This is a genomic window from Chitinimonas violaceus, assembly GCF_052601015.1.
Map to the genome: position 1 here is coordinate 44,970 of NZ_JBQXDJ010000007.1, position 25,796 is coordinate 70,765.

A 25,796-nucleotide genomic window follows, 5' to 3' on the forward strand; every position below is an offset into this window, starting at 1 on the left:
AGCCCAGACTCTCACAATTAAAAGCACAACGCCCAGCAAAAAGCTGGGCGTTGTGCTGTGTCACCTAAACCGACTCGGCCATCACTTCGCGTATATCGAGTATTACGTGCTCTTCTTCATCGATGTCGATCATCACCTCGCCACCGCCGGCCAGACGGCCAAACAGAAGTTCATCGGCAAGCGCCTTGCGGATCGTGTCCTGAATCAGGCGTGACATAGGTCTTGCCCCCATCATCGGATCAAATCCCTTCTTGGCCAGATAAGCCTTCAAGGCATCGCTAAAGTGGGCTTCAACCTTCTTCTCGTGCAACTGGTTCTCCAATTGCATCAGGAACTTGTCCACCACCTGCAGAATAATGTCCTGATCCAATGGCGCAAAACTGATGGTGGCATCCAGACGGTTACGGAACTCGGGCGTGAACATCCTCTTGATCTCAGCCAACTCATCGCCAGCCGTCTTACTGCTGGTAAAGCCGATGGAAACCTTATTCAACGCTTCAGCACCAGCATTTGTCGTCATGATGATGATGACGTTACGGAAGTCCGCCTTGCGGCCATTGTTGTCGGTCAGCGTCCCATGATCCATGACCTGCAAGAGGACATTGAAAATATCCGGGTGCGCTTTCTCGATCTCATCCAATAACAGCACTGCATAGGGGTGCTTGGTAATGGCTTCCGTCAACAACCCGCCCTGATCGAACCCGACATAACCAGGAGGCGCGCCAATCAACCGGCTGACGGCATGGCGCTCCATGTACTCGGACATATCAAACCGGATCAGCTCGATACCCATTGTATAGGCCAACTGCCGGGCCACCTCAGTCTTACCCACCCCGGTAGGCCCGGAGAACAAGAAGGAACCGATCGGCTTTTGTGGATTACCCAAACCGGCTCGGGCCATCTTGATGGCTGCCGCCAAAGAATCGATCGCCTTGTCCTGGCCAAACACCACGTTTTTCAGATCGCGATCCAAGGTTTTGAGCGCATTACGATCATCAGTCGATACGTTCTTAGGCGGAATCCGGGCGATCTTAGCGACGATCTCTTCAACCTCGCCTTTACCAATAGTCTTCTTCTGCCGCGACTTGGGCAGAATCTTCTGCGCAGCACCCGCTTCATCGATCACATCAATCGCCTTGTCAGGCAAATGACGGTCGTTGATGTACTTGGCCGACAGTTCAGCTGCCGTCGCCAAAGCCGCAGCGGTGTACTTCACGCCGTGGTGCTCTTCAAAACGGCTCTTGAGGCCCTTAAGGATTTCCACCGTCTGCTCAATGGTAGGCTCGGACACATCGATCTTCTGGAAACGCCGGGACAGCGCGTTATCCTTCTCGAAAATGCCGCGGAACTCTGTGTAGGTGGTCGCACCGATGCACTTGAGGGTGCCATTGCTCAAAGAAGGCTTAAGCAGGTTGGAAGCATCCAAGGTGCCGCCAGATGCCGCACCAGCACCAACAACGGTATGGATCTCATCAATGAACAAAATACCGTTGCGTTCGTCCGTCAACTGCTTGATGACAGCCTTTAAGCGCTGCTCGAAATCGCCGCGATACTTGGTACCCGCCAGCAAGGCACCCATATCGAGCGCGTATACCGTCGCATCAACGAGGATATCGGGCACATCGCCATCGACAATACGCTTGGCCAACCCTTCCGCAATCGCAGTCTTACCAACGCCAGCCTCACCCACCAGCAGTGGGTTGTTCTTACGCCGCCGGCACAGCACCTGAATCACCCGCTCGATCTCAGGTTCGCGTCCAATAAGCGGGTCAATCCGCCCCTGACTGGCAGCCTGGTTCAGATTAAGGGTGAAGCTCTCCAATGCACCATGGCCGGACTGCTCGGCTTCATTCTCGTGCTCGGTATCACCCTTAGGCGCAGCATGGTTACCACCACTTTGTGGCGCTACCTTGCTGATACCATGCGAGATGAAGTTGACCACATCCAGCCGGGTAATCCCCTGCTGGTGCAGGAAATACACGGCATGTGAATCCTTCTCGCCAAATATGGCTACCAGCACGTTGGCCCCAGTGACCTCTTTCTTACCAGAGGACTGCACATGCAGAATGGCACGCTGGATCACCCGCTGAAAACCGATAGTCGGCTGGGTCTCCACTTCGCTGCTGCCAGACACCAGTGGGGTATGTTCGGCAACAAAATCCGTTAACTCACGGCGCAATTGATCGATCTTGGCGCCACAGGCGCGCAGGACTTCTGCAGCACTCTGGTTGTCCAACATGGCCAGCAACAAGTGCTCTACCGTAATGTATTCATGGCGCTTCTGGCGTGCCTCCATGAAAGCCGTATGCAGGCTGACTTCCAGTTCTTGGGCAATCATCAGTTTTCCTCCATGACACACTGCAGCGGATGCTGGTGCTGACGAGCAAAGTCCATTACTTGAGATACCTTCGTAGCGGCCACATCCTTAGCGAACACACCACAAACGCCTTTCCCCTCGATATGTACTTTGAGCATCACGCGATTGGCCCGTTCATGATCCATTCCAAAAAACTGCTGCAGCACGATGATGACAAACTCCATCGGGGTGAAATCATCATTCAACAGCAAAACTTTATACAGTGGCGGCGGTTGAACCTTTAAAGGCGACTTGGCGAGCTCGACGCCGTCATTGTGTTGGGTGGACATGTTTACCAGGGCAAGAAGATCAGTTACTACCGTAACTCAATTTTGGCCCGACTGGGCTGCTTTTCAAGTGATGTATTTCACGCACAGCTAAGCGGAGGCATGTCGAGGGTGCTTGACGACAAAATGCCACGGGCGTAAAAGGCGAACGTTTGGATTCAAGTTGGTAGCTAGTACCGGCTGTCGGCTGTACGCGGTTGTCGTAGTACATGGAGTGCCAGTCTTGCGAGCCTTGAACCATAACAACATCCAAGCGGCTCGCCGCTTTTATTCTTCGCAACCGCAATAAGGAATTAGCACCATGGCAACTGGTACCGTTAAATGGTTTAACGACGCTAAAGGTTTTGGCTTTATCACCCCAGACGATGGCGGTGAAGACCTGTTCGCTCACTTCTCGGCGATCAACATGAACGGCTTCAAGACCTTGAAGGAAGGCCAGAAGGTCTCTTTCGACGTGACCCAAGGCCCTAAGGGCAAGCAAGCCTCGAACATCCAGAACGCCTAATTTCCCACAGCGCCAACGCTGTGAGCAATTACGTACTCTGAAGTTCAATAAAAAACCCCGCACATGCGGGGGTTTTTATTTCCTAGACGCCGACAAATGGCGGTGCAGTAGGCAGAATTACATTCGAGCGATCATCGCATCGCCAAAAGCCGAGCAACTGACTTCTGTTGCACCGTCCATCAGACGGGCGAAGTCATAAGTCACCTGCTTATCGGCAATAGCCTTCTCCATGGAGCTGATAATCAGATCAGCGGCTTCAGTCCAGCCCATATGGCGCAACATCATTTCGGCCGACAAGATCAGCGAACCTGGGTTCACCTTGTCCTGACCGGCATACTTTGGCGCCGTACCATGGGTAGCTTCGAACATGGCAACGCTGTCGCTCAAATTGGCGCCCGGTGCAATACCGATACCACCCACTTGAGCAGCCAACGCATCGGAAACGTAATCACCGTTCAAGTTCAAGGTCGCCACCACATCGTACTCAGCCGGACGCAACAGAATCTGCTGCAGGAAGGCATCGGCAATCGCATCCTTGACGATGATCTCACGGCCGGTTTTCGGGTTCTTGAACTTGCACCATGGACCAGCATCGATCGGCTCAGCACCGAACTCGGTCTTAGCAAGCTCATAAGCCCAATCACGGAATCCACCCTCGGTGAACTTCATGATGTTGCCCTTGTGGACAATCGTCACGCTCTTACGGTCGTTATCGATAGCATACTGAATGGCCTTACGTACCAGACGGCGTGTGCCGTCCTTAGAAACCGGCTTGATGCCAATACCGGAAGTTTCCGGGAAACGGATCTTCTTCACACCCATTTCGGTTTGCAGGAAGCCGATAACCTTCTTGGCGCCTTCCGATTCCGCAGCCCATTCAATCCCAGCATAGATGTCTTCAGTGTTCTCGCGGAAGATCACCATGTCGGTCAGCTCAGGCTGCTTCAGTGGCGAAGGTACGCCTTGGAAATAACGCACGGGGCGCAGACAGACATAGAGGTCCAGCTCCTGACGCAACGCCACGTTCAAGGAACGGATGCCACCACCAACAGGCGTAGTCATCGGCCCCTTGATGGAAACTACATAGTCCTTCAAGGCTTTCATGGTTTCTTCCGGCAACCACACATCGGAACCGTAAACCTTGGTCGACTTCTCACCTGCGTAGATTTCCATCCAGTGAATCTTCTTGCTGCCTGCATAGGCCTTAGCCACGGCAGCATCCACCACCTTTTTCATCACCGGCGTGATGTCGACACCAATGCCATCACCCTCGATAAAAGGGATGATGGGATTATTGGGGATGGCTTGGCCAGAAAGAATCTTTTGGCCGCCAGTGGGAACCGTGATGTGCGATTGTGTGCTCATGCCTGCTCCGAAAGAGTTAGCTTGGGGTGGAAATGATGGCCGCTTGTAACGACCGGACCTGATTCGCTTTTTTGGCACAACGTCGCATAGATCGGACAAGCGACGTCATGAGACTTGTTATTATCCGGCAAACCCCCTTTCCCTGCCAGTTACTGCGCATGTCCAAGCTCATCCTTTTCAATAAGCCCTATGGGGTGATCACCCAGTTTTCCGATCACGCCAAACACCAGACCCTGTCCCATTTCATCGAAGCACCGGGTTTTTACCCCGCAGGCAGACTAGATACCGACTCAGAAGGCCTTCTGCTGCTCACCGACGACGGCAAGCTACAAGCCCACATCGCCGATCCACGCCACAAGCTGGCCAAGACCTACTGGGCTCAGGTGGAAGGCATCCCGGATGAAACCGCACTAGCCGCCCTACGTAAGGGGGTAGACCTGGGTGACTTTGTTACCCGCCCGGCCGAGGCCGAACTTATCGAACCGCCAGCGTTATGGCCACGTAACCCTCCCATAAGGGTACGCAAGCAAATTCCAGACAGCTGGATCGCCCTGACGATACGTGAAGGGAAAAATCGTCAGGTACGACGGATGACAGCCAAGGTCGGACTGCCTACCCTACGATTAGTGCGAGTACGTGTCGGCGATTGGACGCTGGACAACATCGCACCCGGAGAATGGCAGCAGCGTGATGTTGTACTACCCGCCGCCAGCCGTCAGTCAAATCAACCGTTCAAGCCCAAGAGGCCCTGATGCTGATCCCTGCCGGCCAACACCCTAAAGCTGTCGCCATAGCCCGAGCGCTTATCGAAGGATTCGATCGCCATTACAACATTTTCCGCGAAGTGAGCCGCACTGCAAAAACCCGCTTTGAGGCCGCAGACTGGCATGCGGTACAGACAGCCTCCCGCGAGCGGATTCGTTTCTATGACGAACGGGTCAATGAATGTGTTGCACGTTTACACGACGAGTTCCATGCAGATTGGCTGGACGACGACATCTGGCAACAAGCCAAACTGCTTTTTATCGGCATGCTGGTCAATCACAAACAACCCGAACTCGCCGAGACATTCTTCAACTCAGTGTGCTGCAAGATTCTGCATCGTCATTATTTTCACAACGACTTTATCTTTGTACGCCCTGCCATTTCGACTGAGTACATCGAGTCCGACCCTCCCACCTATCGCAGCTATTACCCTCGTAATGGTGGTTTTCGCCAAACGCTGCATCAGATTGTGATGGACTTTGGGTGGCAGCGTGGTTTTGCCAATCTGGATCACGATTTCGACTATGTTGTCTCATCAGTACTGGCACACGTTGGAGGCCACTGGCCCGACATTGAAGCCAACTTCCAGATCCAGGTGATGTCTTCTGCCTTCTACCGCAACAAAGCGGCCTACATTATCGGCAAAGCCGTCAATGGCAGTGCGGAGTACCCCTTCGTCGTTCCCGTTCTACACGACGATACCGGCAAGCTTTATCTCGATACCATCCTGTTACAGCCTGCCCGCATTGCTATTTTGTTCTCGCTGAACCGGGCTTACTTCATGGTTGACATGGCCTCCCCCTCGGGCTATGTCGGCTTTTTGCGATCCATGCTGCCCTTCAAGCCCAAGGCTGAGCTCTACACCATGCTGGGCTTGGCCAAGCAAGGCAAAACGGTTTTCTATCGGGACCTGATGTATCACCTGCGCCATTCGCGCGATGATTTCATCGTCGCGCCCGGTATTCGCGGTTTAGTGATGCTGGTATTCACGCTGCCGTCCTTTCCATACGTTTTCAAGCTCATCAAAGATGAAATCGCCCCCACAAAAGAGGTGACCAAGGAAGTTGTGCTGGCGAAATACCTACTCGTGAAGCAACACGACCGAGTTGGCCGAATGGCTGATACGCTGGAATTCAGCAATGTGGCCCTACCCAAAGCACGGTTCACAGAAGAATTGCTCACCGAGCTACGCGCATTGGCACCGAGTCTGCTGGAGGAGAATGACAACGAGGTCGTCATTCGCCACCTTTATATCGAACGGCGCATGGAGCCGCTCAATCTGTTCCTAAACCGCGCCAGCACAGCCCAACTGGAAGCCGCGGTGACAGACTATGGCCACGCCATCCGCGAACTCGCGACTGCCAATATTTTCCCTGGGGATATGTTGTTCAAGAATTTCGGCATTACACGATACGGACGCGTCGTGTTTTATGACTACGACGAAATCGAATATATGACCGACTGCAACTTCCGCGATATTCCGCCAGCACCCTCGCCGGAAATGGAAATGGCCAGTGAACCCTGGTACCCCGTTGCACGTAACGATGTCTTCCCAGAAGAGTTTGCGCGCTTCCTATTAGGCCCGAGCGAAATCCGCCGCGTATTCCTGCAGCACCATCAGGACCTGCTTAGCGCCAGCTTTTGGCGTAACAAGCAGGAACGCATCCAGGCCGGCTACGTAGAGGATTTCTTCCCCTACCCCGTCACACTCCGCTTTTGCCACTTGTATGGCAATAGAGAGGCAAGCTGAACACTAACTAGCCACAATGAGCTTCAGGCACGTGGATGATGCTGGGCATGCAGCGCTTGCAAACGTGTCTGGGCAACGTGGGTATAAATCTGCGTGGTGGTGATATCAGCATGCCCCAGCAATAGTTGCACAACACGCAAATCAGCACCGTGGTTAACCAGATGGGTTGCGAAAGCATGCCGCAATACATGTGGACTGAGCCGATCATCTGCTATGCCAGACAGACTAGCGTAACGTTTAACAATGCACCAAAAGCCCTGACGGGTAAGGGGCTTACCAAACGTGTTCAAAAATGCAGTGGGATGCGCCCGACCAGCTAACAAGATCGGCCGGCCAGCCTGCAAATACTGTGAAACAGCCTGCTGAGCCAGCTCACCCATCGGGATAATTCGCGTTTTTCCTCCCTTACCCTGTTCAATGCGAATCGCTCCCCCCTGCAAGTCAAACGCTGCAAGGGGCAGACTGACGAGTTCCGATACCCGCAGGCCAGTGGCGTACATCAGTTCCAGCATGGCCTGATCGCGCAACCCCAATGGCTTGTCGATATCTGGCGACGCCAAAAGGGCCTCGACTTCGGCCTCACTTAATATTTTTGGCAGAGGCCGAACCAGTTTTGGCCCCTCAAGCTCGGTAGTCGGGTCGGTGACGATCTGCTCCTCTTCAAGCCAATGCCGGTAGTAGCGTCGTAATGCAGACAATAGTCGAGCCCTTGATGCCGCATTCTTGCCGCGCTGTAATACCGGTAACGCACGGCGCTCTTCTGCGCTTATCCCTCGATTAGCCTCATAGAGAACAGTCTGCTCTGCGAGAAAGTCTCGAATCGTCTCGCTACCAGGATTTAAGCCATCAATCTCTCTCACTACCAACCAACTTGACCACTGCAACAGGTCACGACGGTAACTGCTGGCAGTGTGTTCACTCCAACCATCCGCCAGCCAGACCGCATCGACAAAGCTATCAACTCTCTCAATCTCTAACTTCATACGACCTGATGTCATCGTTGCCTCAAACTAACGTCCACGCTCATCCAAACCAACAGATTCACACAATCCGCAGGGATTCGCTCAAACCATAGAAAAAAACGCGAGGCCTTTCGGCACTCGCGTTTCCAGACCAGTACTTCGGTCGACTTAGTTTGCTGCAGATGCAACCTTGCGGGCTGGCAGCTTTTCCTTAATACGTGCGGACTTGCCCGAACGATCGCGGAGGTAATACAGCTTGGCGCGACGAACATCGCCACGGCGCTTAACTTCAACCGAGGCAACCAATGGCGAGTAGGTTTGGAACGTACGTTCCACACCCTCACCCGAGGAAATCTTGCGAACGATGAAGGAGCTGTTCAAGCCACGATTGCGCTTTGCAATCACGACACCTTCATAAGCCTGCAGACGTTCACGGTTACCTTCCTTCACCTTGACCTGTACGACAACAGTGTCGCCAGGAGCGAATTCAGGAATGGTCTTGCCCAAACGGGCGATTTCTTCTTGTTCCAGCTTTGCGATGAGGTTCATCGTAATACTCCGGTTGTGAAACTTGTTCCTTCTCCGGCATCACGCATAAACGGCTATGCACGCCGACCTCGCTCCTGCGATGCTCGCTGTACAGGCGTACAGCTGCGCTTCTCAAAACGACCCCGACCTGCTCGCTCGCTTTCTACGCGATACCTCTCTACGTGTTATCCGGCTGGTGTTCAGCCTGGAACTCACGGAGAAGCCGAGCTTCCTCTTTTGTCAGCTGACGCTGAGCAAGCAACTCGGGACGACGTAACCACGTCCTCCCCAGTGCCTGCTTCAGACGCCAGCGCCTGATATGGGCATGATTACCGGACATCAAGACATCCGGCACCGCCATGCCGCGGTATTCTTCTGGACGGGTGTAATGCGGGCAATCCAGCAACCCGTCCACAAAACTATCTTCCTGCGCCGAGGCAGCATCATTCAGCACACCCGGCAACTGGCGCACAATGCTGTCAATCAGCACCATGGCCGGCAACTCGCCCCCAGAAAGGACATAGTCGCCTATCGAAATCTCTTCATCGACCTGGCGAGCAATCACCCGCTCATCAATGCCTTCATATCGGCCAGCGATAACGATCAGGCCCGGTTCCGCCACCAAACGCATCACTGCGGCATGATCCAACGGTTTGCCTTGAGGTGACATGTAAACCACCTTCGGACGCACTACACCCTCAGACTGCTGTGAGGATCGAGCAGCTTCAATGGCTGCTTCAAGTGGTTCAGGCAGCATAACCATGCCAGGACCACCACCATAAGGCCGATCATCCACGCGCCGATAGTTATCGATCACGTAATCCCGTGGATTCCAGCAGCGCAAACCAAATATGTTCTGGTCACACGCCCGCTGGGTAACCCCATGGTCGGCCAAAGCATCGAACATGCCTGGGAAAATTGTAACGACGTCGAAACGCACGCTAATAGTCCAGACCCCAATCGACCCGGATTACCCGGGACGTCTGGTCAACAGAGTCGACAACCGCGCCAACAAAGGGAACCAGGCGCTCGGTATCGCCATCTCTTACCACCAGCACGTCGTTAGCACCGGTAGCCAGCAGACTCTGGACAATACCTAGGCGCTCTTCCTGCCGATTAATAACCTCAGAGCCAATCAGATCAGCCCAGTAGAATTCATCTTCATCGGTTTCAGGCATTTCACTGCGAGGCACAGCAACAGTCGTACCTTTCAGTGCTGCAGCAACGTCCCGATCATCCACGCCTTCTAACTGGGCATTGATGTTCTTGGGCTGAGCACTGCTATTCAATACCTTATAGGCGCGCCACTGGCCATTACGGCCCAACCACCACACAGGGTATTCAAACAGGCTATCCACATACTCGGTATCGGAAACAACCTTTACCCAACCCCGAATACCAAATGCACCAGCGATAAAACCCATCGGCACCAAATCAGCCGGGATACCGGCCGCAGATGCAGCGATGGGTTGTTGCTTAGCCGGCTTCATGTCGGCGTCAATCACTTCAGGCCATTAAGCCGGGAGACTCTTGACCAGCTTCTTAACGCTGTCAGCCAACTGGGCGCCATTGGCGATCCAATGGTTCAGACGGTCTGCAGCAATACGCACACCCTCTTCACCATCCTTGGCGACTGGGTTAAAGAAACCAATACGCTCAATGAAGCGGCCGTCGCGGCGGCAACGCTTGTCAGCCACGATCACATTGAAGAACGGGCGATTCTTGGCGCCACCACGGGCAAGACGGATCACAACCATTTGTGTTTCCTAAATTCAGTTAGGCGGAAAAAGCCGCGGATTTTACAACCACGGCATGCGTTCCCGCAAGAACATCTTTCAACTCAAGTGATTACATGCCGGGCAGCATACCCTTCATGCCCTTCATCATCTTGAACATATTCTTGCCGGAAAATTGCTTCATCATTTTTTGCATCTGCTCAAACTGATTCAGCAAACGATTTACTTCCTGTACCGAAACTCCAGAACCGGCTGCAATCCTGCGTTTGCGGCTGGCCTTCAGCAACTCGGGCTTACGCCGCTCTTCCATCGTCATCGAATTGATAATCCCTTCGACTCGGCGCATCGCTTTATCTGCATCAGGTCCCTGCATCGCAGCACCGAGCTGCCCCATGCCGGGGAGCTTGTCGATCAGGCCTGCCATCCCCCCCATTTTCTTCATTTGTTGAATTTGCGCTTTGAAGTCTTCAAGGTCGAAACCCTTGCCTGTCTTCATCTTCTTGGCAAGTTTTTGGGCTTCTTCCACATCAACTGTCTGCTGAACCTGCTCAATCAGCGAGAGAACATCCCCCATCCCGAGAATCCGGGACGCCATCCGTTCCGGGTGAAATGGTTCAAGCCCAGTGACCTTCTCGCCCACGCCCACAAACTTGATGGGCTTACCGGTTACATGGCGCACCGATAAAGCAGCACCACCACGGGCATCACCGTCCAGCTTCGTCAAAACCACACCGGTCAATGGCAGCGCTTCGCTAAATGCCTTGGCGGTATTGACCGCATCCTGACCTTGCATCGCATCAACCACAAACAAGGTTTCAATGGGATTCAAGGTTGCGTGCAAGATTTTGATCTCAGCCATCATGGCCTCATCAATAGCCAATCGCCCCGCCGTATCTACAATCAACACATCAAAGAAGTGTCGCTTGGCATGGTCCAATGCCGCCCGGGCTATCTCAACAGGCAATTGCCGAGGATCAGATGGGAACCATTCCACACCGATCTGCCCAGCCAAGGTTTTCAGCTGCTCGATAGCTGCAGGGCGATAGACATCAGCAGATACCACCAATACTTTCTTCTTGGATTCATCCTTTAGGCGCTTGGCAAGCTTACCGGTTGTGGTGGTTTTACCCGCTCCCTGCAAACCAGCCATTAACACTACGGCGGGAGGGACCGCTGCAAGATTGAGAGCGTCATTGTGTGCACCCATCAGCTTTTTCAGCTCATCATGCACTACTCCAATCACCGCTTGCCCCGGTGTAAGGCTACCCATTACCTCTTCACCAACAGCGCGAGCCTTTACATCCGCGACAAATGCCTTTACCACAGGCAAGGCCACATCAGCTTCCAGCAACGCCATGCGTACTTCACGCATGGCATCGGAAATGTTGTCTTCGGTCAGACGGGCATGACCACGAAGATTCTTTACGACGGAGGAAAGGCGACTTTGGAGGCTATCGAACATGGTACGACTCTCAATCGGCGCGGCTTAGCCAACGCTCTGTTAAACTCGAACGCGTAAGTTTACCCGAGTTAAGCGCTTGAATCCTTTTACCTCTGCCACTATGAATTGGTACTCGCCCGCCATTTGGCTCGGGTACTTGCTACTGACCAGCTGGATTATGTGGGCACGGCGAGAAACCACAACGCCGCCAAGCACACAACAACAGCAATATGAGCATGCCTTGTTGGGTACGCTTCTGTTGCTACATACGCTTCCTGCTTTCGCACCACTAGCTCAGACACTACCCCACTTTGGCGCTCGCGAAGCCCTTGGCCTGCTGACGTGGCTATCTGTCCTCATCTACTGGACTGCGGCCTTCCTTATTCGACTGGAAGGCTTACAAACCGTGTTGCTGCCGGTCGCAACTGCAATGCTAGCCATCAGTCATCTATTGCCTCCAGGGCACCCAACTCCGTGGCTGGCCGCAACGCTTATGCAAGCGCATTTCGCGATAGCCATGCTGTCTTATGGTTTCTTCTCTGTTGCAGCAGGTCTTGCAGCCTTAATGCGCCTCGCTGATCGAGATTTACATCATCCAGCCAAAGGATTATTACGCCAGCTCCCCCCCCTACTGGCGCTTGAAAAGTTACTTTTCTCAACCCTGGCGCTTGGTTTCACCCTCTTAACGGCCACCCTTGTCACCGGCACCGTATTTTCCGAAGAACTATTCGGACGGACAATTACCTGGAATCACAAGACCATTTTTTCTTTTTGCGCCTGGTTGGTGTTCGGTGTGTTGATTTGGGGGCGCCACACTCGAGGCTGGCGAGGCAGAACTGCAATAAATTGGACACTGATTGGTTTCGCACTTTTACTTCTGGCCTATATTGGTAATCGTTTCGTACTGGATAGCTTGCTCAAACGATAACCATGGCGCCACTTATTTGGCATGCCGATGACCCTACACCCAAGCCTGCCAATATGCGGATTAAAAATACTGAGTTTTTACTTCACACTGCAAAATTAAGCTTAAGCCACATAGGACAAGGCTTTGCGCCTTTACACGCAAACTTGACAAAGGCATTATTTCTGTCAGCCTTTAATAAATAAACAGTCTAGGCTCGGCGCAGAACGCGTCGATTTTTTGCATAGGAAGCTCGATTATGGCGCAAGCAACAACACCGCTTTCCGGCATCGCCCGCGCGCTTGTCCAGCAAGGTCGGCTGCAAGAGGCAGATGCCGAAGCGGTCCACGCTCAGTCTCAAACTAGCAACAGCACTTTCGTCCAAGCACTAATCGCCAGCAAAAAATTGAGCGCTGCACAAATTGCGGAATTTGCTGCTGCAACTTTTGGTTATCCATTGTTAGATCTGGCGCAACTTGATGTTGCTTATATCCCTCCCGGGGTGCTTGACCCCAAATTGATGCAAACCCGTCGAATTGTTCCACTCTATAAACGTGGCACCAAATTGTTCGTCGGCATTTCAGACCCTACCAATATCAAAGCACTGGAAGATGCGAAGTTTCAGACCGGTGCAATGATTGAGCCCATAGTCGTTGAAGATAATAAGCTTGGTCAGCTAATTGAAAAGCTCATTGAAGCCAGTGGCGCCAATCTAAAGGATTTGGTTGTAGACCAGGATGAGTTAGATATTGCAGGTGGGGAAGAAGGAGGGGGGGCCGAGCCAGAAGCCGCCTCCATGGATGTCGACGATGCCCCTGTCGTTAAATACATTCAAAAAGTGTTACTGGACGCGATCAACACCGGGGCTTCTGATATTCATTTCGAGCCCTATGAGAAGTTCTACCGCGTACGTTACCGCATTGACGGCGTTTTACGTGAAGTTGCGCAACCCCCGCTAGCCATCAAAGACAAGATGGCTTCACGGATTAAGGTTATTTCAAAGCTCGATATTTCGGAAAAACGCATCCCACAAGACGGCCGTATGAAGTTGGTGCTTTCCAAGAGTCGTGCCATCGATTTTCGGGTCTCCACGCTGCCAACATTGTTTGGCGAGAAAATTTGTATGCGGATTCTTGACCCAAGTTCCGCAACCTTGGGGATTGATGCCCTCGGCTATGAGCCAGAACAAAAGGCCTCCTTACTCGAAGCGATACATCGACCATATGGCATGGTTCTGGTCACAGGCCCAACAGGTTCAGGAAAGACTGTGTCGCTGTATACCTGCCTGAATATCCTGAACGAACCTGGCATTAACATATCCACAGCGGAAGATCCAGCGGAAATCAACTTACCCGGCATTAACCAAGTCAACGTCAACGACAAAGCGGGGTTAACTTTTGCTGCTGCACTAAAGTCCTTCCTGCGTCAGGATCCCGACATAATCATGGTGGGCGAAATTCGAGACCTAGAGACCGCAGACATATCCATCAAAGCAGCACAGACCGGCCATATGGTGTTTTCAACGCTGCACACCAACGATGCTCCCGCGACCTTATCGCGTATGTTAAACATGGGCATTGCCCCCTTCAACATTGCTTCCGCAGTCATTCTGATTACCGGCCAACGCCTTGCGCGAAAGCTTTGCTCTGCTTGTAAGAAGCCCGTCGACATTCCACCGGAGGCGCTTATAAAAGCTGGTTTCGAACCTGAAGAGTTGGATGGCAGTTGGCAACCCTTCGGTCCCGTGGGTTGTGACACGTGTAAGGGAACTGGCTACAAAGGGCGGGTAGGTATTTATCAAGTCATGCCTATTTCCGAGGAGATGCAACGTATCATCATGCGGCAGGGCAACTCCATTGAGCTAGCCGACCAAGCCAAGCGGGAAGGTGTAAAGGACCTCCGTCAATCTGGCCTGTTAAAGGTAAAGCAGGGCCTGACCTCACTGACGGAAGTAGAAGCCGTTACTAACGAATAAGACAGTAGTTGCAAGGAGCAAGCACATGGCTGCGGACAAAAAAGCAAAAACCAAAGAGTATTCCTTCTCCTGGGAAGGAAAAGACAAAACCGGCAAAACCCTCAGAGGTGAAATGAGGGCAGCCGGCGATGCGGTGGTTCGCAGCAACCTACGTAGACAAGGGATTAACGTAACAAAAATTAAAAAGAAATCCACCGCTGGTGGAAAAAGTATTACTGAAAAGGATATTGCATTCTTCACCCGCCAAATGGCGGTGATGATGAAATCTGGTGTTCCATTACTTCAAGCTTTTGATATCGTCGCAAAGGGCCATAGCAATCCGCGTTTCACCAAGCTTTTGCTCGATATTAAAAATGATGTGGAAACTGGCTCCAGCCTAACTACTGCATTTCGTAGACATCCTTTATATTTTGACCAGTTATTCTGTAATTTGGTCCAGGCTGGGGAACAAGCAGGTATCCTTGATGCATTGCTAGATCGTTTAGCTACCTATAAAGAGAAGATTCTTGCCATTAAAGGTAAAATCAAATCTGCACTCTTTTATCCAACAGCGATTATCATCGCAGCGTTTATCATCATCTCGGTGATCATGATTTTCGTTATCCCTGCATTTAAAGATCTATTTGCTGGATTTGGCGCTGATCTCCCGATGCCTACGCAAATCGTCATCAATATCTCAGAATTTTTTACCGATTATTGGTGGTTAATTTTTGGCAGTATTGGTGGCGGTATATACGCCCTAATTCAACTGAAGAAACGCTCGCTTGCCTTCCAAATGTGGATAGATCGGACAGCGCTGAAATTACCAATATTTGGCGAGATTATTCGCAAAGCCACCATCGCTCGCTGGACTCGTACCATGTCTACAATGTTTGCGGCTGGTGTACCACTGGTTGAAGCGCTTGATTCGGTAGGTGGCGCATCTGGCAATATTGTCTACTCGAACGCCACAAAACGTATCCAAAACGAAGTCAGTACGGGTACCAGTCTCACCGTCTCAATGCAAAACAGCGAGGTCTTCCCTCCAATGGTCCTACAGATGGTTGCTATAGGCGAAGAATCTGGTGCCTTAGATTCCATGCTTGGCAAAATTGCAGACTTTTTTGAACAAGAGGTAGACGAAGCTGTAGATGCTATGACCAGCCTGATGGAACCGATGATCATGATGGTATTAGGCCCTATCATTGGCGGTATTATCATCGCGATGTACTTACCGATTTTCAAGATGGGCGCGGCAGTAGGCGGTTAATTCATATGAGTTTGTGGTACGTATTAGCACATCAACCCGTTGTCTTTGTGACTGCCGTTTTCATACTTGGACTTTTGATCGGAAGCTTCTTAAATGTCGTTATCCATCGTCTACCCAAGATGATGGAAGCGAACTTTAGGGCGGAATGTGCATTACTTGATCAGCCTGCAGAAGTACAACTAACTACTGAAACAGCCTCATCACATTATAATTTGATCGCACCACGATCATGCTGTCCGGGTTGCGGTGCTCAGATAGCTGGTTACGACAACATCCCAGTCTTATCTTGGTTGTTACTGCGAGGAAAATGTCGACATTGCAAAACTACCATCTCAATCCGCTACCCATTTGTTGAGCTAGTAACCGGGCTGGTATCGGCAGGGTTAGCCGCTTATTTTGGCTGGGGATTTATTGCTGCAGGCTGTATTGTTTTCGCTTGGTTTCTGATAGCGCTATTCTGTATTGATGTAGATACATACCTTTTACCTGATGATTTAACCCTACCTTTGCTCTGGCTAGGTTTGCTTTTCAATTTATTTGGTGGCTTAACATCATTAAATAGTGCATTAATTGGTGCGGTAGCAGGCTACCTCTGCCTTTGGTCGGTATATTGGCTATTTAAACTAGCTACCGGCAAGGAAGGAATGGGGTACGGTGATTTTAAATTACTCGCAGCGATCGGTGCTTGGCTTGGCTGGCAAGCACTTCCTATAGTCATTTTGCTCTCCTCTCTTATTGGAGCCATCCTAGGCATTGCGCTAACATTGTTAGCCAGTCGGGGTTGGAGCAAACCACTCCCTTTCGGCCCATACTTAGCCATTGCCGGTATGATTGCATTGATATGGGGAGATAATCTGCAACGAATAATATTTGCGATATAGTGTATGTATACAGTTGGATTAACTGGTGGTATTGGCTCAGGAAAAAGTACTGTAACTGCAATCTTTGAAAATCTTGGTGTTCCTTTGGTGGACACAGACTCCATTGCTCATACTTTGAGTCAACCCAATATGCCGGGCTCTCGAGCTGTATATGAGCTATTCGGTTCTCATTTTATTGATGCAAATGGTGCGGTCGAACGAGCCAAGCTTAGAAAGCTCATCTTTGAAAACACAGATGCCAAACATAAACTAGAAGCATCATTGCATCCACTTATTCGAGCTGAAGCGGTAAAAAAATTATCAGCCCTGCCAATCATCACTTCCTATGTATTACTAGTAGTTCCTTTGTTATTTGAAACGGGAAGCTATCAAGACTTAATTGATACTACACTAGTAGTCGATTGTCCCGAGCCTTTACAAATTTTACGTGTCAAAGCTCGAAGCCAGCTCAACCAGCAAGAAGTAGAGGCGATCATGCGTACTCAACTTTCCCGAGCAGAAAGACTAATAAGAGCGGACAGCGTCATCCTCAATGATGGAGACCTAGCATCCCTAGAGGAAAAGGTTAAAATCCTGCATAAGCGATATATGCAAACAGCTGAATTACAACAAGATTCATTGTAATGATTTGTCAAAGCAGTGTTAATCTTGCACAATTGAGTGCTGATTCAGTACAAGCAGCCGGCTCTGCCACCGTGATAAGTTACGAATTCCCTGTTAATGAACGAATCCGCACCCTTCTACGGCTTGAGGATTTGTACAATCGTGCCGCATTCTTTTCCAACCGAGAGCATGCGTTGGAACATCATGCAGCTTTGCTGTGCCTGTTTGAAATCATGGAGGTAGCAGGGCGCGCCGATTTAAAGTCCGATCTTCTGCAAGAATTGGAGCGCCAACGCCAAACACTGGAAGGCCTTCGCGACAACCCTCAAATATCCGAAGAAGCTTTGGATATGGTACTAGCAGATATTGAGCATACGCATACCAGATTGCTTGAGCCAACAGGCAAATTTGCCCAGCACTTACGTGAAAACGAGTGGCTTATGGCAATTAAGCAGCGCTCAACCATACCTGGCGGGGCATGCCAGTTTGACCTCCCCTCTTATCACTACTGGCAGCAACAACCCGTACAAGAGAGGCAGCATGCGATCAACGGATGGCTTGGCCCGATGCTACCCATCAAAGATGGAATCGATATCGTGCTGCGCATCTTACGTAACAGTGCAAAGGTATTCCCATTGACCGCACCGAATGGCGCATTCCAACAAATGTCTGGTGGAAAGTTAGTTCAGCTATTGAAGGTGACACTAGCCAAAGAGTTACCTTTCGTACCCGAGCTCTCAGCAAATAAGTACGCCATTAATGTGCGATTTGTTTCCCCTGCTGCAGGCGGCGACCGTCCCCGCCAATGTGATCAAGATGTAGACTTCCTCCTTGCTTTTTGCAATCTCTAATCTTTATGACAGGGCTCCCTCAAAAACAAATTTGTTGCCCAAGCTGTAGCGGACAGTCTTTTTGGTCACACGAAAACCCTTGGAGACCGTTTTGTACAGAGCGCTGCAAGCAGCGGGACCTTGGAGCATGGGCAAGCGACTCTTACCGCATTCCTGCGAATACAACCAGTCACCATCTTGAAGACACCCAATCCTGACAGTATCAGCTAGTAAAGGCCCGCAAACTAACGAAGTACTGGTGGCGGTACAAAGTTAAGCGTGGATTTTCCACACTCAGCTAGCAAGTTGCCATTAGCAAAGATACAAGCAACTTGTTCCCAATGAAAATCCCTTTCCTAATCCCATACTGGCGCCTCACTCGCCTGACTATACATTTCATGCGTGGCCTATTAGAGGTCGGTCTCATATTTCCCATACATACAAGCAAAGTCAAAGAAGAAGTAATTATTCGTTGGTCACGCCAACTTTGCCAGATCCTGAATATACGCACCATTAACAATCTAATCTGTCGACCACATAATACAATGCTGGTTGCTAACCACGTGTCCTGGTTAGATATATTTGTCTTGAATTCAGTATTTGCATCTCGGTTTGTTGCAAAAGCTGAAGTACGTCATTGGCCTTTCATTGGTTGGTTATGCCACCAGACAGGAACTCTCTTCATAGTAAGAGAACGTCGGCACGATACTCGCAGAGTAAACAAGGAGATCGCTGATGCACTCGCAAATGGCGATTGTGTTGCAGTATTTCCCGAGGGCATAACATCTAGCGGATTATCAACCTCCACCTTCAATGCATCTCTGCTACAACCCGCAGTAGATGCAAATGCCCAGGTTCTGGCTGTAGCATTGTCTTATTACGATCAGCATGGCAATCGGACTGATGCTGCAGCATACATTGGTGAAATGACTTTATTCGACTCAGTATGGCGCTTGATACACCAACCAGTCATAGAAGTGGAATTACAATATTTCCCCACAATTAGTGCCGGGCAGCTCAGTCGCAAGGAAATTGCCCATCAAGTGCAACAACTAATCAATGATCACATTAGAAGTTAAGTGTCATGAGTTAGACACCTGGTACTAGATGGCACCTGAAATACCTGCCCATCCTCTAGCCTAATGGCTGTTAGGAGGCCGCCCCAGACACATCCTGTATCGAGCGCAATAATGTCATCTCGCCGCAAAAAACCGAGCGCAGACCAATGACCAAAGACCACTACCTCATCACGAGCATTCAGCTTATCAGAGCTATCAAACCAAGCATATAAGCTCGCAGGGGCATCTTCCAAGTCCCCTTTGAAGTCTAAATTCAGCGTACCCTCTTCTACATCTAGCATCCTCATGCGCGTACATACGTTGACAACTAATCGTAAACGCTCGATACCGCTTAGACTTGCACACCATCTATTTGGCTCATTTCCATAAAGTTGGCTCAGAAACTCAAAATATCCATCCGCAGACAAAACAAATTGAACTTCATTGGATAAAGCAAGAGCTTGACTAGTCGTCCATTCCGGCAACAATCCTGCATGAACAATCACGTACTCACTCTTATTCACTTGACGTACCAATGGCTGGGTGCGTAGCCAATTCAACAGTATTCCACAGTCATGGGCACATAATAGCTCAGTTAGCGTATCACCCTTTTTCTGCTTGGCCAGTCCATATCCAATAGCTAGAAAATGCAAATCGTGATTACCTAATACCATAAATACAGAATCACGATTTGAATGTGCCCAACGAAGCACAGACAATGAATCCGGCCCACGATTTACTAAGTCACCCACAAGGTAAATACAGTCGGCTGCGGGATTGAATAGAAAACTATCCAATAGAGACATCAACTCGCTAAAGCATCCTTGAATATCGCCTATCACATAATTTGCCATACCTTTCAGCCCTATACTTAGTGCCCCGCATTGTCATCAATAGGAGGAGGCGCCATTTCATAAAGCAGTAAACAAAAAGCCAACCGTTTAGGTTGGCTTTTTGTTTACTGCTGCGAATTACTCCGCAACTTCGGATGCTACTACATCATCTGGCCGATCAAGCAGCTCAACTAAAGCCATAGGAGCGTTATCCCCTTGGCGGAAGCCGTATTTCAAGATACGAAGATAACCACCACTACGATTCTTGTAACGTGGGCCAAGAACATCAAACAACTTGATAACCAACTCTCGGTCACGAGTGCGGTCGAATGCTAAACGCAAGTTTGCAACCGAACGCTCTTGCTTACCCAATGTGATCAATGGCTCGGCAACTCGACGTAACTCTTTAGCCTTAGGCAACGTAGTCTTAATGGCTTCGTGCTTAAGCAATGCATTAGCCAGGTTACGCAGCATAGCGAGACGGTGACTTGTCGTACGATTTAGTTTGCGATTACTTTGACGGTGACGCATGAATCTCTATCCTTTGTCAATCCAGCCTAGTTACGGCTTTTCCAGACCAACCGGCGGCCAATTTTCCAGCTTCATGCCCAAAGTCAACCCCTTGGAGGCAAGTACTTCCTTAATTTCATTTAAGGATTTACGGCCAAGATTTGGGGTCTTTAATAACTCGGTTTCAGTGCGCTGAATTAGGTCACCAATGTAATAAATATTTTCAGCCTTAAGACAGTTTGCCGAGCGAACAGTTAGCTCGAGATCATCAACCGGACGCAACAGAATCGGATCAACCTGAGGGGCACGAGGTGCTTCTGGCTCAACCTCCGTACTCTTCAGGTCCGCAAAGACAGCAAGCTGCTCGACCAAAACACGGGCAGCATATCGCACTGCTTCTTCTGGATCGATTGCACCATTCGTTTCGATATCAATAACAAGCTTGTCTAAGTCAGTACGCTGTTCAACACGTGCACTTTCAACAGCATAACTAACACGGCGAATCGGGCTAAATGAAGCATCCAATAGGATAGAGCCAATGTTACGGCCTTCCTCCTTATCAATGCGCACCACAGCAGGTTGATAACCCCGGCCCTTCTCAACCTTAATCTCCATAGCAAGCTTGCCACCTGAAGACAAGTTAGCGATGACATGGCCAGGGTTAACAATCTCAACGTCATGTGGCACATCGATATCACTGGCTTTGACTAAGCCTTCACCGTCTTTTTTCAAAGTCAGCAATGCCTCACCACGACCGTGAAGCTTTAGTACCACGCCTTTAAGGTTAAGAAGAATATCAACGACATCTTCTTGCACACCATCCAGCGCAGAATACTCATGCAGAACGCCCTCGATTTTTACTTCAGTCGGGGCATATCCAGGCATGGACGACAACAGGATACGGCGCAATGCATTGCCAAGCGTATGGCCGTAACCACGCTCAAACGGCTCCATCACGACACGCGCCTGAGTAGAAGACGATGCCTGCACATCAATGATGCGCGGTTTCAGCAAGTCATTCGCGTTGCTTTGCATAAACAATCAATCCCTTTATCGAAACGAGCTGCGGTCCGAACTATCGGTACGGCGATTACTTCGAGTAGAACTCGACGACGAGCTGCTCGTTGATGTCGCTGGAAAGGTCACCGCGTTCCGGAGAAGCTTTATAGACACCTTCCATCTTCTTACCATCGACATTTACCCAGCTCGGAAAACCAATTTGCTCAGCAAGAGCCAAAGCCTCTTGAATACGAACCTGTTTCTTCGACTTCTCACGAACAGATACAGTATCCCCAGCTCTAACTTGGTATGAAGGGATATTAACGACTTGGCCGTTAACAATAATCGACTTATGGCTCACTAGCTGGCGCGCTTCTGCACGTGTAGAACCATAACCCATACGATAAACGACATTATCCAAGCGAGCTTCGAGAAGCTTTAACAGATTCTCACCTGTTGAGCCTTTACGACGAGCAGCTTCTTCAAAGTAACGACGGAACTGGCGCTCTAGGACACCATAAATACGACGAATTTTCTGCTTTTCGCGCAATTGAACACCAAAACCGGATAGCCTGGGCTGCTTAGCACCATGCTGACCAGGTTTGCTATCCAGTTTGCACTTGGTATCGAGCGCACGACGCGCGCTCTTAAGGAACAAGTCTGTTCCCTCACGGCGCGACAACTTGCACTTCGGTCCGATATAACGTGCCATCTCGGGTCTCCGGAATTAAATACGACGCTTCTTCGGCGGACGACAGCCGTTGTGCGGTACAGGGGTAACGTCAGAAATGCTGGTGATCTTAAAACCCAGCGCATTCAACGCACGCACAGCAGAGTCGCGGCCGGGGCCGGGTCCCTTGATGCGAACTTCGAGGTTCTTAACACCATATTCCTGGGCAACTTTACCAGCATGCTCCGCAGCAACCTGTGCCGCGAATGGTGTACTCTTACGAGAGCCCTTAAAACCAGCACCACCCGAGGTAGCCCAGGAGAGAGCATTTCCTTGGCGATCAGTGATGGTCACGATTGTGTTATTGAAGGATGCGTGGACATGCACGATCCCTTCAGACACAATCTTTTTGACTTTCTTCCGTACACGCACTGTGTTTGCTTTAGCCATTGCTATTCCTTAAGTGCTTACTTCTTGCCGGCGATTGCCTTACGAGGTCCCTTACGGGTGCGGGCATTCGTCCGAGTGCGCTGACCACGCGCAGGCAAGCCCTTGCGATGGCGCAGACCACGGTAACAACCGAGATCCATCAGGCGCTTGATATTCATAGTAATTTCACGGCGAAGGTCACCCTCTACCGTAAATTTGCCGACTTCTTCACGCAGCTTGTCCATTTCTGCATCGGTCAAATCCTTGATCTTACGATCAGAAGGAACACCAGTCGTTGCACAAATAGCCTTGGCGCGAGTCTGTCCGATCCCATAAATGGCCTGTAGACCAATCACGGTATGCTGATGATTGGGAATGTTTACCCCAGCAATACGGGCCATGATTCTCGTTACCCCAAATTTAAAAAGTTGCGGATTTTAGCACCGAAACTAACCATCACACAAGAAAGTGTTTAGTTTAGCCTTGACGCTGCTTATGCCGCGGGTCCGTGCAAATTACACGCACAACACGATTGCGGCGAATAACTTTACAGTTACGGCAAATCTTCTTCACCGAAGCCTGAACTCGCATCGCTCTTTCCTTTCACTTAAAAAAACGTGTCTGAGACCAGGCAAGTAAATACCTTATCAAGCAAACCCGTCTACCTTATCGCCGGGACGGAAGAAACAATCAACCCGACTTGAAATTTGCCTTCTTAAGCAAACTCTCATACTGATGAGAAAGCATATAAGACTGAACCTGTGCCATAAAATCCATTGTTACCACCACTACAATAAGTAACGATGTTCCACCAAAATAGAAAGGTAAATTCCATTGAAGTAGCAAAAACTCAGGAATCAAGCAAACAACAGCAATATATACAGCCCCAATTAACGTTAAACGTAAAATCACACGTTCAATATACTTAGCAGTCTGATCGCCAGGGCGAATACCAGGGATAAACGCGCCACTTTTCTTCAGATTATCTGCCGTCTCCTTGGGATTAAAAACCAAGGCAGTATAGAAGTAACAAAAGAAGACAATAGCTGCTGCATACAGCAACACATACAAAGGCTGCCCAGGATGCAACCCATCGCCAATTCGCTTTAGCCAGGAGAACGATTCAGAATTACCGGTCCAGGACAACACTGTTGCCGGAAACAAAATAATACTTGAAGCAAAAATAGGGGGAATAACACCCGCCATATTTAACTTCAAAGGCAAATGCGTACTCTGGCCTTGCATCACCCTATTGCCAACCTGACGCTTAGCGTAATTGACAAGGACTTTACGCTGTCCGCGTTCTACAAAAACCACGCCTGCTGTCAATAAGACCACACCCGCAGCCAACCCTAAAACCAGAAGGATGGGGAGTGCACCTTGGCTGGTAAGAGTTAATGTCTGTCCAATAGATGCTGGAATACCGGCTGCAATACCGCCAAAAATCAGTATAGATATACCATTACCCAAGCCACGCTCAGTGATTTGCTCACCTAACCACATCAAGAACATAGTCCCCGTAACTAGAGTGACTACAGTGGTTAGATAAAACTCCACTTGCCCGGTCAGCACCAAATTGGGCTGACGATATAGCATTACCGCAATACCAAAACTCTGAAAGGTAGCTAAAACAACAGTCGCATACCGAGTGTACTGCGTAATCTTACGACGCCCAGCCTCCCCTTCTTTCTTCAGTTCCTTCAAATTTGGAAGTACTTCTGAAGCTAACTGCAAAATAATAGAAGCAGAAATGTACGGCATGATGCCTATAGCAAAGACCGTAAAACGCGAAAGTGCACCCCCGGAGAACATGTTAAACATGTTCAAAAGGCCGGCTCCACTTTTTGATGTATCAAAAAGTGCAGCCAGCTCAGCCGGATTTATACCCGGCACCGGGATATGCGCACCAATGCGATAAACGATTAAAGCACCAATAAGGAACCAAATTCGCTTTTTCAGATCTGCAAATTTACTTGCAGTACTGGCCATCGCAGGGTTTGCCACGTATATCGCCTTATCTACACTTTATTCAGCAATACTGCCGCCAGCAGCCTCAAGGGCGGCTAACGCACCAGCCGTTGCCAATACGCCACGCAGCTTGACAGCCTTCTCAACACTGCCGGACAGAATCAGCTTAACCGACCGAGCACCCTGCGGTATAAGTCCCGCCTGCTTCAGCACCAGTAAATCAGCTTCTTCCACAGGCAACCGGCCGAGATCTCCAGTACGTAGCTCTGCAGTCAATCCTTTAGTCATTGACTTAAAGCCGCGCTTTGGCAAGCGACGCTGCAAAGGCATTTGTCCGCCTTCGAAACCCACCTTATGAAAACCGCCCGAACGTGACTTCTGGCCCTTATGGCCGCGACCGCAAGTCTTACCTAAGCCAGAACCGATACCACGGCCAACTCGCTTAGCAGCATGCTTAGCGCCCAAGGCGGGCTTAATCGTATTCAGTTCCATTTAGCTCTCGCTTTTCAGCAGGTAGCTGATCTTATTGATCATGCCGCGATTCTCTGGGGTATCAACGACTTCAACCGTTTGATTGATTTTCTTCAACCCCAGCCCACGAGCACACGCCTTGTGTGCTTCAAGACGGCCAATCAAGCTCTTAATCAAAGTTACTTTAATCTTGGAGTTAGCCATTTCCCTCTACCCCCAAAATATCCTCGACAGCCTTACCCCGCTTAGCAGCAATCTCTGCAGGCGTACGTAATTTAGCCAACCCATCCAACGTCGCACGAACGATATTGTATGGATTAGTTGAGCCGTGACACTTAGCAGAAATATTGGTCACACCCATCACCTCAAACACGGCACGCATAGGACCGCCGGCCTTGATACCGGTACCGTCTGCCGCTGGCTGCATAAACACGGTTGTAGCACCATGCTTACCAAATACAGCATGCTGCACCGTACCGTTTTTCAAGCTGATCTTCACCAACTTGCGACGAGCTTCTTCCATTGCTTTCTGCACAGCAACAGGCACTTCCTTCGACTTACCCTTGCCCATGCCGATGCGGCCATCACCATCACCAACCACAGTAAGCGCGGCGAAACCCATGATCCGGCCACCCTTAACCACTTTCGTGACTCGGTTGACACTGATCATCTTCTCCCGCAAGCCGTCGCCGCGATCTTCGATATCAGACTTAGCCATAAT

General features: G+C 50.2%; 31 protein-coding genes. 11 read left to right on the plus strand and 20 right to left on the minus strand.

What is annotated here, in order from left to right; genetic code table 11:
- Positions 1-64: 64 nt before the first annotated feature.
- Both clpA and clpS read right to left on the minus strand, forming a co-directional pair.
- Complete coding sequence (gene clpA, locus ACUHMQ_RS04015; protein WP_445294162.1) at positions 65-2,338, minus strand: ATP-dependent Clp protease ATP-binding subunit ClpA; 2,274 nt, start codon at positions 2,336-2,338, stop codon at positions 65-67.
- Positions 2,338-2,646: an ATP-dependent Clp protease adapter ClpS gene (clpS, locus tag ACUHMQ_RS04020; RefSeq protein WP_445294163.1), complete on the minus strand. Its 309-nt coding sequence runs from the start codon at positions 2,644-2,646 to the stop codon at positions 2,338-2,340. Before clpS ends, clpA begins: the two co-directional genes overlap by 1 nt.
- Positions 2,647-2,944: 298 nt before the next feature.
- On the opposite strand from clpS, the gene ACUHMQ_RS04025 reads away from it, so the two are divergent.
- The gene (locus ACUHMQ_RS04025) at positions 2,945-3,148 is read left to right on the plus strand and encodes a cold-shock protein (RefSeq protein ID WP_072427644.1); all 204 of its coding nucleotides are present in this window, start codon (positions 2,945-2,947) and stop codon (positions 3,146-3,148) included.
- A gap of 117 nt (positions 3,149-3,265) precedes the next feature.
- Here the strand turns inward: ACUHMQ_RS04025 and icd are convergent, their stop codons facing one another.
- Positions 3,266-4,513: an NADP-dependent isocitrate dehydrogenase gene (icd, locus tag ACUHMQ_RS04030; RefSeq protein WP_445294164.1), complete on the minus strand. Its 1,248-nt coding sequence runs from the start codon at positions 4,511-4,513 to the stop codon at positions 3,266-3,268.
- A gap of 158 nt (positions 4,514-4,671) precedes the next feature.
- On the opposite strand from icd, the gene ACUHMQ_RS04035 reads away from it, so the two are divergent.
- Together ACUHMQ_RS04035 and aceK are read left to right on the plus strand one after the other, a co-directional pair.
- Entirely contained in the window at positions 4,672-5,265 is a 594-nt protein-coding gene (locus tag ACUHMQ_RS04035; RefSeq protein WP_445294229.1) for an rRNA large subunit pseudouridine synthase E, read from the plus strand.
- A complete protein-coding gene (gene aceK, locus ACUHMQ_RS04040) occupies positions 5,265-7,028 on the plus strand; it encodes a bifunctional isocitrate dehydrogenase kinase/phosphatase (RefSeq protein ID WP_445294165.1) in 1,764 nt (587 codons plus the stop codon). Before ACUHMQ_RS04035 ends, aceK begins: the two co-directional genes overlap by 1 nt.
- Before the next feature lie 23 nt (positions 7,029-7,051).
- Here aceK and ACUHMQ_RS04045 read toward each other — a convergent pair whose 3' ends face one another.
- The 6 genes from ACUHMQ_RS04045 to ffh all read right to left on the minus strand — a co-directional run bounded on the left by ACUHMQ_RS04045 (position 7,052) and on the right by ffh (position 11,716).
- Positions 7,052-8,011 carry a site-specific tyrosine recombinase XerD gene (locus ACUHMQ_RS04045; RefSeq protein ID WP_445294166.1) on the minus strand — a complete coding sequence of 320 codons (960 nt, stop codon included), beginning with the start codon at positions 8,009-8,011 and terminating at the stop codon, positions 7,052-7,054.
- 147 nt (positions 8,012-8,158) lie between these two features.
- The gene (gene rplS, locus ACUHMQ_RS04050; protein ID WP_445294167.1) at positions 8,159-8,539 is read right to left on the minus strand and encodes a 50S ribosomal protein L19; all 381 of its coding nucleotides are present in this window, start codon (positions 8,537-8,539) and stop codon (positions 8,159-8,161) included.
- A 157-nt stretch (positions 8,540-8,696) separates the two neighbouring features.
- Entirely contained in the window at positions 8,697-9,458 is a 762-nt protein-coding gene (gene trmD, locus ACUHMQ_RS04055; RefSeq protein WP_445294168.1) for a tRNA (guanosine(37)-N1)-methyltransferase TrmD, read from the minus strand.
- 1 nt (position 9,459) lies between these two features.
- On the minus strand, positions 9,460-10,008 hold the full coding sequence (rimM, locus tag ACUHMQ_RS04060) for a ribosome maturation factor RimM (protein WP_445294169.1): 549 nt from the start codon (positions 10,006-10,008) through the stop codon (positions 9,460-9,462).
- A 24-nt stretch (positions 10,009-10,032) separates the two neighbouring features.
- Positions 10,033-10,275, minus strand: a complete 243-nt coding sequence (gene rpsP, locus ACUHMQ_RS04065) for a 30S ribosomal protein S16 (RefSeq protein ID WP_445294170.1) — start codon at positions 10,273-10,275, stop codon at positions 10,033-10,035.
- Positions 10,276-10,366: 91 nt separating this feature from the next.
- Entirely contained in the window at positions 10,367-11,716 is a 1,350-nt protein-coding gene (gene ffh / locus ACUHMQ_RS04070; RefSeq protein ID WP_445294171.1) for a signal recognition particle protein, read from the minus strand.
- Between the two features lie 76 nt (positions 11,717-11,792).
- Between ffh and ACUHMQ_RS04075 the strand changes: the two genes are divergently transcribed.
- The 8 genes from ACUHMQ_RS04075 (at position 11,793) to ACUHMQ_RS04110 (ending at position 19,216) form a co-directional block, all read left to right on the plus strand.
- A complete protein-coding gene (locus ACUHMQ_RS04075) occupies positions 11,793-12,623 on the plus strand; it encodes a cytochrome C assembly family protein (protein WP_445294172.1) in 831 nt (276 codons plus the stop codon).
- Positions 12,624-12,858: 235 nt separating this feature from the next.
- Positions 12,859-14,574, plus strand: a complete 1,716-nt coding sequence (gene pilB, locus ACUHMQ_RS04080) for a type IV-A pilus assembly ATPase PilB (protein ID WP_445294173.1) — start codon at positions 12,859-12,861, stop codon at positions 14,572-14,574.
- Positions 14,575-14,599: 25 nt separating this feature from the next.
- Positions 14,600-15,823 (plus strand): type II secretion system F family protein, encoded by a 1,224-nt coding sequence (locus tag ACUHMQ_RS04085; RefSeq protein WP_445294174.1) that lies wholly within the window; start codon positions 14,600-14,602, stop codon positions 15,821-15,823.
- A gap of 5 nt (positions 15,824-15,828) precedes the next feature.
- Positions 15,829-16,704 carry a prepilin peptidase gene (locus ACUHMQ_RS04090; protein ID WP_445294175.1) on the plus strand — a complete coding sequence of 292 codons (876 nt, stop codon included), beginning with the start codon at positions 15,829-15,831 and terminating at the stop codon, positions 16,702-16,704.
- 3 nt (positions 16,705-16,707) lie between these two features.
- A complete protein-coding gene (gene coaE, locus ACUHMQ_RS04095; RefSeq protein ID WP_445294176.1) occupies positions 16,708-17,328 on the plus strand; it encodes a dephospho-CoA kinase in 621 nt (206 codons plus the stop codon).
- On the plus strand, positions 17,328-18,158 hold the full coding sequence (gene zapD, locus ACUHMQ_RS04100) for a cell division protein ZapD (RefSeq protein ID WP_445294177.1): 831 nt from the start codon (positions 17,328-17,330) through the stop codon (positions 18,156-18,158). Before coaE ends, zapD begins: the two co-directional genes overlap by 1 nt.
- A 5-nt stretch (positions 18,159-18,163) precedes the next feature.
- Positions 18,164-18,355 carry a DNA gyrase inhibitor YacG gene (locus ACUHMQ_RS04105; protein ID WP_445294178.1) on the plus strand — a complete coding sequence of 64 codons (192 nt, stop codon included), beginning with the start codon at positions 18,164-18,166 and terminating at the stop codon, positions 18,353-18,355.
- 123 nt (positions 18,356-18,478) lie between these two features.
- Positions 18,479-19,216: a lysophospholipid acyltransferase family protein gene (locus ACUHMQ_RS04110; protein ID WP_445294179.1), complete on the plus strand. Its 738-nt coding sequence runs from the start codon at positions 18,479-18,481 to the stop codon at positions 19,214-19,216.
- On the opposite strand, the gene ACUHMQ_RS04115 is transcribed toward ACUHMQ_RS04110, so the two are convergent.
- The 11 genes from ACUHMQ_RS04115 to rpsE all read right to left on the minus strand — a co-directional run bounded on the left by ACUHMQ_RS04115 (position 19,213) and on the right by rpsE (position 25,793).
- A complete protein-coding gene (locus tag ACUHMQ_RS04115) occupies positions 19,213-20,049 on the minus strand; it encodes a symmetrical bis(5'-nucleosyl)-tetraphosphatase (protein WP_445294180.1) in 837 nt (278 codons plus the stop codon). The genes ACUHMQ_RS04110 and ACUHMQ_RS04115 overlap by 4 nt on opposite strands.
- Before the next feature lie 117 nt (positions 20,050-20,166).
- Entirely contained in the window at positions 20,167-20,559 is a 393-nt protein-coding gene (gene rplQ / locus ACUHMQ_RS04120) for a 50S ribosomal protein L17 (RefSeq protein WP_445294181.1), read from the minus strand.
- A 30-nt stretch (positions 20,560-20,589) separates the two neighbouring features.
- Complete coding sequence (locus ACUHMQ_RS04125) at positions 20,590-21,573, minus strand: DNA-directed RNA polymerase subunit alpha (protein WP_445294182.1); 984 nt, start codon at positions 21,571-21,573, stop codon at positions 20,590-20,592.
- A 55-nt stretch (positions 21,574-21,628) separates the two neighbouring features.
- Complete coding sequence (gene rpsD / locus ACUHMQ_RS04130; RefSeq protein WP_445294183.1) at positions 21,629-22,249, minus strand: 30S ribosomal protein S4; 621 nt, start codon at positions 22,247-22,249, stop codon at positions 21,629-21,631.
- Positions 22,250-22,264: 15 nt separating this feature from the next.
- On the minus strand, positions 22,265-22,657 hold the full coding sequence (gene rpsK, locus ACUHMQ_RS04135; protein WP_445294184.1) for a 30S ribosomal protein S11: 393 nt from the start codon (positions 22,655-22,657) through the stop codon (positions 22,265-22,267).
- Between the two features lie 17 nt (positions 22,658-22,674).
- Positions 22,675-23,037, minus strand: coding sequence for a 30S ribosomal protein S13 (rpsM, locus tag ACUHMQ_RS04140; protein WP_445294185.1), 363 nt, complete (start codon positions 23,035-23,037; stop codon positions 22,675-22,677).
- A gap of 76 nt (positions 23,038-23,113) precedes the next feature.
- Positions 23,114-23,227 carry a 50S ribosomal protein L36 gene (gene rpmJ / locus ACUHMQ_RS04145; RefSeq protein ID WP_072428311.1) on the minus strand — a complete coding sequence of 38 codons (114 nt, stop codon included), beginning with the start codon at positions 23,225-23,227 and terminating at the stop codon, positions 23,114-23,116.
- Positions 23,228-23,326: 99 nt separating this feature from the next.
- Complete coding sequence (gene secY, locus ACUHMQ_RS04150; protein WP_445294230.1) at positions 23,327-24,625, minus strand: preprotein translocase subunit SecY; 1,299 nt, start codon at positions 24,623-24,625, stop codon at positions 23,327-23,329.
- 36 nt (positions 24,626-24,661) lie between these two features.
- Positions 24,662-25,096, minus strand: a complete 435-nt coding sequence (rplO, locus tag ACUHMQ_RS04155; RefSeq protein WP_445294186.1) for a 50S ribosomal protein L15 — start codon at positions 25,094-25,096, stop codon at positions 24,662-24,664.
- Entirely contained in the window at positions 25,097-25,279 is a 183-nt protein-coding gene (gene rpmD, locus ACUHMQ_RS04160) for a 50S ribosomal protein L30 (protein WP_445294187.1), read from the minus strand.
- A complete protein-coding gene (gene rpsE / locus ACUHMQ_RS04165; protein WP_445294188.1) occupies positions 25,272-25,793 on the minus strand; it encodes a 30S ribosomal protein S5 in 522 nt (173 codons plus the stop codon). Before rpsE ends, rpmD begins: the two co-directional genes overlap by 8 nt.
- Positions 25,794-25,796 lie beyond the last annotated feature (3 nt).